Below are 9,313 nucleotides of genomic sequence, written 5' to 3'. Positions count from 1 at the left end.
ACGAAGTCAGTAACCATACATACGGTAAGGCGACGCTGACGTAGTTTGAAGAGATTTTCGAAGAGTAAAACTAGAAAAGTGAGAATACAAGCACAGCCAAGGCTGCACCAATAACAGGTCCTACAACTGGAATCCAAGCATAAGACCAGTCTCCGTCTCCCTTGTTTGGAATTGGCAAGATGCTGTGCATGATACGAGGTCCAAGGTCACGCGCAGGGTTCAAGGCATAACCTGTTGTCCCACCTAGTGATAGACCGATACCAACAATCAAAGTGCCCACTGCAAAGGTTCCGATACCTGCCTGAAAATCGTAAAGACCCAAAGCAAAGATTGTCAACACCAAAACAAATGTTCCAAGGATTTCGCTAATCAAGTTTGATACAGTATCCTTGATGGCTGGACCAGTACTGAAGGTTGCCAAGATATTTCCTGCATTTTCTTCTGCCTCATAATGCGGTTTGAATTGCAACCAAACCAAAATCTGACCGAGCATAGCCCCTGCGAACTGAGCTAGGATGTAAGGGAAAACGGAAGCCCAAGGCAAACCACCTTTTAAGGCTACACCAATGGTCACAGCTGGGTTTAAATGAGCTGGACTGAGCTTGCCAGATACAAAGACTGCAACCGCAACTGCAATTCCCCAACCCATAGTAATCACAATCCAACCTGAACTGTTGCTCTTGGTTTTAGGAAGAACCACACCTGCAACAACACCATTTCCTAGAAGAATGAGGATTAAGGTCCCCAAAAATTCTCCAAATAATTCATTCATCATCTTTCTGTCTCCGTTAAAAAGAAGAGGGCAGACTAGGAGTCCTGACCTCCACCTCTTTTATTTTTCTTAATTTTTTAATTCTGCTAAATCGTTGTTAGCAAGAGCTGATTCGACATCAGTACGGTAAGTTGCTTTTTCATCTTCTGTCCAGTCATAGAATCGTCCCATTTCATCTAGAACTGGCTCTACAATGCTGTCCAAGCTATCACGCATAAAGAGCATATGGTTGGTACGACGAAGAAGGAAGTCAACTGGGCTAAGAGCTAGCTCATTGCGCATTGCATAGTGAAGTGATAAAGTATCTGCCAAGCTAAGTCCTGGCGCTTGTTCCAAACTATGAGCAAGAGCAAAGACTTTCGGTGCATTTGAACCATAGAGATTTGCTAGGTAGTGAGCTTCCTTGCTATCCAAACCACGTGACACTCCAAGTTGCGCAAAGGCTTCGATTTCTGAATCCACATTTGCTGGGTTCAATTCTCCACCTGAAACAGGGTAAGTCTTAGAGTTAATCAGTTTAAAGCTGCGGTCAAATTCTGCTTTGAGGATGTCAACCACGCGCTCCATAGCTCCTTCAGCCATCTTACGGTAGTCTGTGATTTTACCACCAGCAAGGGTCAAAAGGCCATTGTCATCACGATCTAAGCTCGAACCACGAGAAACTGCAGATGGATCCAAATGTTTCTCAGAGGTACTGCTTTCAAGCTTGCTGACAGCAGACTCAACATCTTCACGCGTTTTTTCTTTAGAGAGATAAGATTCAACAGTCGCAATCAAGTTGTTAAAGCTTTCATCACTAATAGTTCCGTTATTCCCTCCATTGTAGTCAGAAGCGCTATTGCCTGCGATCAATGGACGAAGACCTGCCCAGCTACTTTCAATATCTTGAACAGTAATATTTGCTTCTGGGAAGCGGTTGTTGACAATGCCAAGTAGGTAATCTACATCTTCTTGAGTTACTTTTGGATGTTCCAAATCACCTGTGTAGTCTGTATCAGTTGTACCAAAGTAGGTCTTGTTTTCACGTGGGAGAACAAAGACCATACGACCGTCACCCAAACCTGTGTCAAAGTAAACTGGCTGTGAAACCTTGATCTTACTTGAATCCACTACCAAGTGAACTCCCTTAGTTGGACGCATTTGTGAGAACTGTGTTCCCTTATTAGACAAATTACGTACTTTATCACTCCAAGGACCTGTTGTATTGATAACCAGACGAGCCTTGATTTCAAAGACTTGGTCTGTCAACAAATCACGAGCTACAACACCTGTAATCTTGCCACTTTCGTCAAAGAGGAAGCCTTCTGCCTTCACGTGGTTAGCAATGAGTGCACCGTCTTGGTTGGCACGTTTGATGTTTTCAATCACGAGACGCGCATCGTTGTTACGGAAGTCAAGATAAACTCCACCTCCTACCAAACCTTCTTTCTTCAAGTTTGGCTGGCGTTCCAAGACTTCTTCCTTGCTCAAAACCTTGTTGGCAGCTGGCGTGTTATTAACCCCTGCCAAAAGGTCATACAAGTCCATAGCTACTTTAAGACGGAAGAGGCTAAAGGTCGCTCCATCTTCATCGTAAACTGGCAAGAGCATTGGGTCCGGTTTTGGAATGTGTGGTGCAATTTGTTGTACCACTGCACGTTCTGAAACCGTATCTGATACTACTTCTACGTCAAATTGTTTGAGGTAGCGAAGACCTCCGTGAACCAATTTTGTTGAACGGCTAGATGTTCCTTCTGCGAAGTCCTGCATTTCAATCAAACCAGTCTCAAGACCGCTAGCTGCCGCTTGCAAGGCTACACCAGCCCCTGTGATCCCCCCACCGATAATCAAGAGGTCCAGGGTACGTTCCTGCATTTTTTTAATTGACAATTCACGTGTTTTCTTTGAAAATTCCATTTTTACACACTTTCTAACTGAGTCGCTTTATTCTTCCAGTATTAGTCATCTACTTCCGCAAAGACTTGAGTCGCTTTCACAGCCTTCTTCCAGCCCTTGTAAAGTTGTTCCTTGCGAGATTCGTTCATAGATGGTTCAAAGAGTTCTCCTGTCTCGTTCAAAAGTTTCAACTCATCCAAGTCCTTCCAATAGCCCACTGACAAACCTGCTAAGAAGGCTGCTCCTAGGGCAGTTGTTTCCAAGTTTTTAGCGCGTGCGATGTCAATTCCCAAGATGTCAGCTTGGAACTGCATGAGGAAGTTGTTCATAGCTGCACCACCATCCACCTTCAAGACTTGGATAGCTGTCTGAGCATCTACTTGCATGGTATCGATGATGTCACGCACTTGATAAGCAATAGATTGAAGAGTTGCCTTGATAAAGTCTTCTTTGCTTGTTCCACGAGTCAAGCCAAAGACAGAACCACGAGCGTTTTGGTTCCAGTATGGAGCACCTAGACCTGTAAAGGCCGGAACGACATAAACTTCGTCGTTATTGTGAGAATCACGAGCATATTTTTCAGACTCTGGTGAATTTTCAACCATGCGAAGTCCGTCACGAAGCCATTGAATGGCACTTCCTGCGATGAAGATAGAACCTTCCAAGGCATAGTAAACCTTGCCATTGATTCCGTAACCAATGGTTGTCAAAAGATTGTTCTCAGACAACTGCATCTCTTCCCCAGTATTCATGATGATGAAAGAACCTGTTCCATAAGTATTCTTGACCATACCTGGTTCAAAAGCCAACTGTCCAAAGAGGGCTGCTTGTTGGTCCCCAGCCATACCTGAGATTGGAACTTCTCCACCATAGAAGTGGAATGGAGCTGTCTTACCGTAGATTTCAGAGTTAGAACGAACTTCTGGAAGCATAGCCTTAGGAATGTTGAGAATTTCTAAAATCTCATCATCCCATTTGAGTTCTTTAATGTTATAAAGCATGGTACGGGCTGCATTTGAGTAGTCCGTCACGTGAGCCGCACCGTCAGTCAATTTCCAAACCAACCAAGTGTCAATCGTACCAAAGAGCAATTCTCCTTTTTCAGCTCGCTCTTGGGCTCCTTCTACATGGTCCAAAATCCAACGAACCTTGGTCGCAGAGAAATAAGCATCGATGATCAAACCAGTCTTTTCATGGAATTTTTCCACATAGCCTTGGCTTTTTAGTTGCTCAGCCAAAGGTGCTGTCTGACGAGATTGCCAAACGATGGCATTGTAGATTGGAAGTCCTGTTTTCTTATCCCAGACGACAGTTGTTTCACGTTGGTTAGTAATCCCGATTGCTTCTATTTGACTTGGCTTGACACCACTTTCGATGAAAGCACCCGCAATAACTGACTGAACAGAGTTCCAAATTTCATTGGCATTGTGCTCAACCCAACCTGCCTGAGGGAAAATCTGAGTGAACTCTTTTTGACTCGAACTAACTTTTTCTCCTTTTTTATTAAAGATAATGGCACGAGAACTTGTTGTTCCCTGGTCAATAGCCATGATGTATTTTTCTTGTGACATGTGATGTCCTCCTCATAATGATCTTGAGGATGTCTCCTCTTTACACTAACTAGTATACAAAATAAAGCGCTTTCTTGTTTATCAACTTTTTTTAATTTTTAAAAAAATGTGAGGAGATTGTGTAAATTTCACAAAAAAGACCTGGAAGCACCAAGTCTTTTAAGTGAATAATAACTGACGAATCGCTGCCAAATCTTCCATATCCAAGTCGTTTTTTAAATAATAGACTGGTGTCTGTTCCTTCTTATGAATCGGGTTATTGGTAACCAGCAAATCATAATGCCGAGTTCGGTCATAAGCTTCAATAGTAATGAAACGATTGTATTCCAAATACCGTTTCAAAATGGCTACCATTCTTGAAAAGACAAGAAAACCAGATGTCAAATCCAGACCAATCCGCATATGCTGGCCACCATTTTCAGCCATATATTCGATTAACTGCAGCCATTCCCAGAGAATTTTCTTATCCAAATCCGTCCCCTGCTGAAAGGCAGGTAAGGCATGAAAAATCTCCGCCGCCGTCTCCTTAAAATCATGTTCCATCAACAAATAAGGATGACGATTCTCTGTCTGGTATCTGTACTGATCCTGTAAAATATAGCCCTTGTATAGATAAACTTGACCACAAAGCTGACTAAGTTCATAGGTGACATGGTCCTCTGTATAATCACCCAGCAGCTCCTCTTTCTTCATTTCTTGTATCAATTGCGTCAGCAAATCTGCCAACTGCCCTCCAAAACCAAGAATATACTCCATTGTATGAAGAGGAAGAATACGATGAGATAGGAGGAAAGAGAAGAATATCATCATCTCCCCATCCTCAGTTCCTAGAGGAAGGTGTTGACCAGCAAAAAAGGACGGAGCCTTTCTCAGCAAACGAAGGTAGAAAATATTGTCAAAATACCCTCGCATTTTCTCTTCTATGACTTGGAACTGACAGGCATTGACCCGTAGACGTTGTTGACTGATGTGAGCCCAGAGAACCAGGTCCAATTTCTGCCCCGAAGACAAGCTTGCACCGCAGATTTCCTCTAAACTGGCAATCTCCTGCTTTCTCTCTGGCTTCTGCATGTGGCCTTCCCACTCCTGACTGGACCAAACCTTGCGGAAAAGACAGAAATAGAAGTAACGAATCTGATGCTCTGGACCTCGCCAACGGCCATTTTGGATGGATAAGTCAAATTCTGACAAAATCTGATTTAAACTAGCCAAGTGGCGACCAAGCGTAGCTTCACTAATCATCAATTCTTGAGCCAGCTGATGGGCTAAAAACTGTTGGTGATAGAGAAGATAAACAAGAATATGGTATTTAACAGCGTTCTCCAAAAACAGGCTCCGAATCTCTCTCCCCTTGGTAGCCGCACCGATTGACAGACGCAGATTTTCATCTTCTAAGGAGATGTTCATCTCTAAACCACTGTCCAAAGTCTTGTCATTGAGCAGGGTGACATATTTGGTTAGGGTTGCTTTTGAAAATCCTGTTTCCTCCATTACAGCCTTGACGGTCGTCTGAGACTCTTGTAATAGAAAGGAAAGGATTGAAAATTGGCCAGATTCAGCCTTTTCCATCAAGTCTCCTAAATACATTTGTTACCCCTTTCATGTTCTACCTTAAGCATAGCATAAATCTTACAAATGCTGAAATAATCTGTTTCTCTTTTTATTTCCCTGCTAAATTCCCAGTCCATTATCCTGAAAATCAGCAAACACACGGCTCCCCCTTTGGGCATTTTTATGCTAAAATAGTAGCTATGGATAAAATTATTAAAACTATATCAGAAAGCGGAGCCTTTCGTGCTTTTGTCCTTGATAGCACAGAAACCGTCCGCACTGCTCAAGAAAAACACCAAACCCAAGCTAGCTCAACTGTAGCGCTTGGTCGAACTCTTATCGCTAGCCAGATTCTCGCAGCCAATGAAAAAGGAAATACCAAACTAACAGTTAAGGTGCTGGGATCTAGCTCCCTAGGTGCCATCATCACCGTCGCTGATACCAAGGGGAATGTCAAAGGATACGTTCAAAATCCTGGTGTCGACATCAAAAAGACTGCAACTGGTGAAGTCCTAGTCGGACCTTTTGTTGGAAACGGCCAATTCCTCGTCATCACAGACTACGGCATTGGAAATCCTTACAACTCTATGACTCCCCTCATCTCTGGAGAAATCGGTGAAGACCTGGCCTTTTACCTGACTGAAAGCCAACAGACTCCTTCAGCAGTCGGTCTCAATGTCCTTTTAGACGAAGAAGACAAGGTCAAGGTTGCAGGTGGTTTCCTAGTTCAAGTCTTGCCAGGAGCCAAGGAAGAAGAGATTGCCCGCTTTGAAAAACGCATCCAAGAAATGCCAGCTATCTCAACGCTTCTCGAAAGTGAAGACCATATCGAATCCCTTCTCAAGGCAATCTACGGTGACGAAGCCTACAAGCGTCTATCTGAAGAAGAAATCCGTTTCCAATGTGACTGTAGTCATGAACGCTTTATGAACGCTCTTGCCAGCCTTCCAAACTCAGACTTGCAGGAAATGAAAGAGGAAGACCACGGGGCTGAAATCACTTGTCAATTCTGCCAAACAACTTACAACTTTGATGAAAACGACCTGGAGGAACTCATTCGTGACAAATCTTAATACACCCTTTATGATTGGCAATGTTGAGATTCCCAATCGTACCGTTTTAGCACCTATGGCTGGTGTGACCAACTCAGCCTTTCGTACCATCGCAAAAGAGCTCGGAGCTGGACTCGTTGTCATGGAAATGGTCTCTGACAAGGGAATCCAATACAACAACGAAAAAACCCTACACATGCTTCATATCGATGAAGGCGAAAACCCAGTCTCTATCCAACTTTTTGGTAGCGATGAAGACAGCCTAGCACGCGCAGCAGAATTCATCCAAGAAAACACCAAAACCGATATCGTGGATATCAACATGGGCTGCCCAGTTAACAAAATCGTGAAGAACGAAGCTGGCGCTATGTGGCTCAAGGATCCAGATAAGATTTACTCTATCATCAATAAGGTCCAATCTGTCCTTGATATCCCCCTTACTGTCAAAATGCGTACAGGCTGGGCTGACCCGTCTCTGGCAGTAGAAAATGCCCTGGCCGCTGAAGCTGCAGGTGTTTCTGCCCTTGCTATGCATGGCCGTACCCGTGAACAAATGTATACAGGTCATGCAGACCTCGAGACCCTTCACAAGGTCGCTCAAGCTTTGACCAAGATTCCATTCATCGCCAACGGTGACATCCGTACGGTCCAAGAAGCCAAACAACGTATCGAAGAAGTCGGTGCTGACGCAGTCATGATTGGCCGCGCTGCCATGGGAAATCCCTACCTCTTCAACCAAATCAACCACTACTTTGAAACAGGAGAAATCCTCCCTGATTTGACCTTTGAAGATAAGATGAAAATCGCCTACGAACACTTGAAACGCTTGATTAACCTCAAAGGGGAAAATGTCGCAGTTCGTGAATTCCGTGGCCTCGCTCCTCACTACCTCCGTGGAACATCTGGCGCAGCCAAACTACGTGGAGCCATTTCACAAGCTAGTACCCTAGCAGAGATTGAGGCTCTCTTGCAGTTAGATAAGGCTTAAAATGGTTCATACTGCTCTAGTGATTATCGATATGCAAAAAGCATTTGATAGACCTATTTGGGGAGAACGAAACAACCCTCAAGCTGAACACCAAGCATTGAGGATACTGGGATACTTTCGTAAACACGGTCTTCCAGTCTTACACATTCAACACATATCTGACAATCCCCAGTCGCAATTTCATAACAAACAAAATCAAGAATTTAAAAGTGGATTTGAACCAGTTGCTTCCGAACCTGTCTTTCAAAAAACGGTTAATAGCGCCTTTATTGGAACAAATCTTGAAACATATTTACGAAAAAATCAGATTTGTCATTTAGTCCTTGCTGGTCTGACTCTGCCTCATTGTGTATCTACTACGACACGAATGGCAGCAAATCTTGGTTTTGAAGTCACTTTACTAGCAGATGCTACTGCCAGTTTTACCCTAGCTAACAAAAACGGTCAAGTCATCTCTCCTGATACTATCCATGAAATTAATCTCCTTTCTCTACAAGATGAGTTTGCTCAAATTCTTACTACAGAAGAATCTTTAACCCAAGTACAAGTATAAAATAATCCGTCAACTCTTATTGAGCTGACGGATTTTCTTTGATTGTAAAAATTCAAATACTGAGAGCTATTATTGACTCAAAGCAACACTGGAAACCTTACCATCCGCTCCTGTTATAATTTGGATGACTTTTCCTCCACCAATTTTGGCATTATACTTACCATCATCAAGAGTATAAGAATATCCTTTGATGGAGTAATTTTCTTTCTTTCCATCAGCAGATTCTACTGTAAATTGACCTCTTGATGAAACTGTAATAGTTTCGCCATTAGCTCCCTTCCAGTTGCCCGCTGCAGCTGAGAAATCACCATCTACCATGGTTAAAACACCCTTGTAGCGTTTATTTTGCTCTGCTTGCTTGTCTTGAAGTTTGCGGTCAGTTGTAGAGCTTGATTGATTAGACTGAGCTTGAGGAGCCTGAACAGGAGTTTGTTGACTAGCTGCTTGTTGATTAGACACCTCTTGACCTTGTCTTTGCTCTGATGCAGGTGCCGCTTGTGATGGTGTCGCAGTTGCTGAAGATTGATCAGTAGACGCCTTAGTCTTTTCAGATGAAGCTGAACTTGAGGACTTCTGAGTCTTGCTTTCTTTGCTAGAAGAAACTGCTTTAGAGCTTGATGATTGGCTTGTCTTAGCAGAACTGCTTGCTTGAGTCGTTTCCTTTTTATTTCCACAAGCTCCCAGTAGCAAGGTAGAAGCCAATACAGTTGCTGCCATCAATTTGATATAGGTTTTCTTTTTCATTTTTCTACTCCTTTGTAACACTTTTGAAATATTAAGAAATCTTTTTGTAATATAATTGTAACATTGTAGTTTAAATATGTCAACAATTTATCTAAACTATTTTAAAAACCTTAAATACTTTAGATACCTTTACTCCTCCTACTTTTCTATTCGTAGTCTAATAGCAAAAACAGAAAAAAATTCCTATTTTGAGTAATATTTTTAAAT

General features: G+C 42.8%; 8 protein-coding genes. 3 read left to right on the top strand and 5 right to left on the bottom strand.

The window, feature by feature from the left end:
• Positions 1-70 precede the first annotated feature (70 nt).
• The 4 genes from HT718_RS02775 to HT718_RS02760 form a co-directional block, all read right to left on the bottom strand.
• Positions 71-775 (bottom strand): MIP/aquaporin family protein, encoded by a 705-nt coding sequence (locus HT718_RS02775; protein ID WP_000980822.1) that lies wholly within the window; start codon positions 773-775, stop codon positions 71-73.
• Positions 776-841: 66 nt separating this feature from the next.
• Positions 842-2,668, bottom strand: a complete 1,827-nt coding sequence (glpO, locus tag HT718_RS02770; protein ID WP_049532978.1) for a type 1 glycerol-3-phosphate oxidase — start codon at positions 2,666-2,668, stop codon at positions 842-844.
• A gap of 41 nt (positions 2,669-2,709) precedes the next feature.
• Entirely contained in the window at positions 2,710-4,218 is a 1,509-nt protein-coding gene (gene glpK / locus HT718_RS02765) for a glycerol kinase GlpK (RefSeq protein ID WP_000076797.1), read from the bottom strand.
• Between the two features lie 159 nt (positions 4,219-4,377).
• Positions 4,378-5,805: a helix-turn-helix domain-containing protein gene (locus tag HT718_RS02760; protein WP_049532977.1), complete on the bottom strand. Its 1,428-nt coding sequence runs from the start codon at positions 5,803-5,805 to the stop codon at positions 4,378-4,380.
• Between the two features lie 164 nt (positions 5,806-5,969).
• Here HT718_RS02760 and hslO point away from each other — a divergent pair, with 164 nt between their 5' ends.
• The 3 genes from hslO to HT718_RS02745 are packed head-to-tail and all read left to right on the top strand — an operon-like array spanning position 5,970 to position 8,362.
• Positions 5,970-6,842 (top strand): Hsp33 family molecular chaperone HslO, encoded by an 873-nt coding sequence (gene hslO / locus HT718_RS02755; RefSeq protein WP_049532976.1) that lies wholly within the window; start codon positions 5,970-5,972, stop codon positions 6,840-6,842.
• Entirely contained in the window at positions 6,829-7,809 is a 981-nt protein-coding gene (gene dusB / locus HT718_RS02750) for a tRNA dihydrouridine synthase DusB (protein WP_000183308.1), read from the top strand. The genes hslO and dusB overlap by 14 nt, the downstream gene beginning before the upstream one ends.
• Before the next feature lies 1 nt (position 7,810).
• The gene (locus HT718_RS02745; RefSeq protein WP_173267123.1) at positions 7,811-8,362 is read left to right on the top strand and encodes a cysteine hydrolase family protein; all 552 of its coding nucleotides are present in this window, start codon (positions 7,811-7,813) and stop codon (positions 8,360-8,362) included.
• Between the two features lie 69 nt (positions 8,363-8,431).
• On the opposite strand, the gene HT718_RS02740 is transcribed toward HT718_RS02745, so the two are convergent.
• A complete protein-coding gene (locus HT718_RS02740) occupies positions 8,432-9,106 on the bottom strand; it encodes a hypothetical protein (protein WP_173267121.1) in 675 nt (224 codons plus the stop codon).
• Positions 9,107-9,313: the final 207 nt, after the last annotated feature.

The sequence above is a fragment of the Streptococcus sp. 714 genome (genome assembly GCF_013277115.1).
Classification (GTDB): domain Bacteria; phylum Bacillota; class Bacilli; order Lactobacillales; family Streptococcaceae; genus Streptococcus.
This window is presented reverse-complemented; position numbering and strand designations above follow the sequence as displayed.

Excerpts from the sequence above, each read along its gene's own strand:
- glpO (WP_049532978.1), bottom strand. The coding sequence starts at position 2,668 with ATGGAATTTTCAAAGAAAACACGTGAATTGTCAATTAAAAAAATGCAG.
- HT718_RS02740 (WP_173267121.1), bottom strand. The coding sequence starts at position 9,106 with ATGAAAAAGAAAACCTATATCAAATTGATGGCAGCAACTGTATTGGCT.
- HT718_RS02760 (WP_049532977.1), bottom strand. The coding sequence starts at position 5,805 with ATGTATTTAGGAGACTTGATGGAAAAGGCTGAATCTGGCCAATTTTCA.
- HT718_RS02775 (WP_000980822.1), bottom strand. The coding sequence starts at position 775 with ATGATGAATGAATTATTTGGAGAATTTTTGGGGACCTTAATCCTCATT.
- glpK (WP_000076797.1), bottom strand. The coding sequence starts at position 4,218 with ATGTCACAAGAAAAATACATCATGGCTATTGACCAGGGAACAACAAGT.
- hslO (WP_049532976.1), top strand. The coding sequence starts at position 5,970 with ATGGATAAAATTATTAAAACTATATCAGAAAGCGGAGCCTTTCGTGCT.
- HT718_RS02745 (WP_173267123.1), top strand. The coding sequence starts at position 7,811 with ATGGTTCATACTGCTCTAGTGATTATCGATATGCAAAAAGCATTTGAT.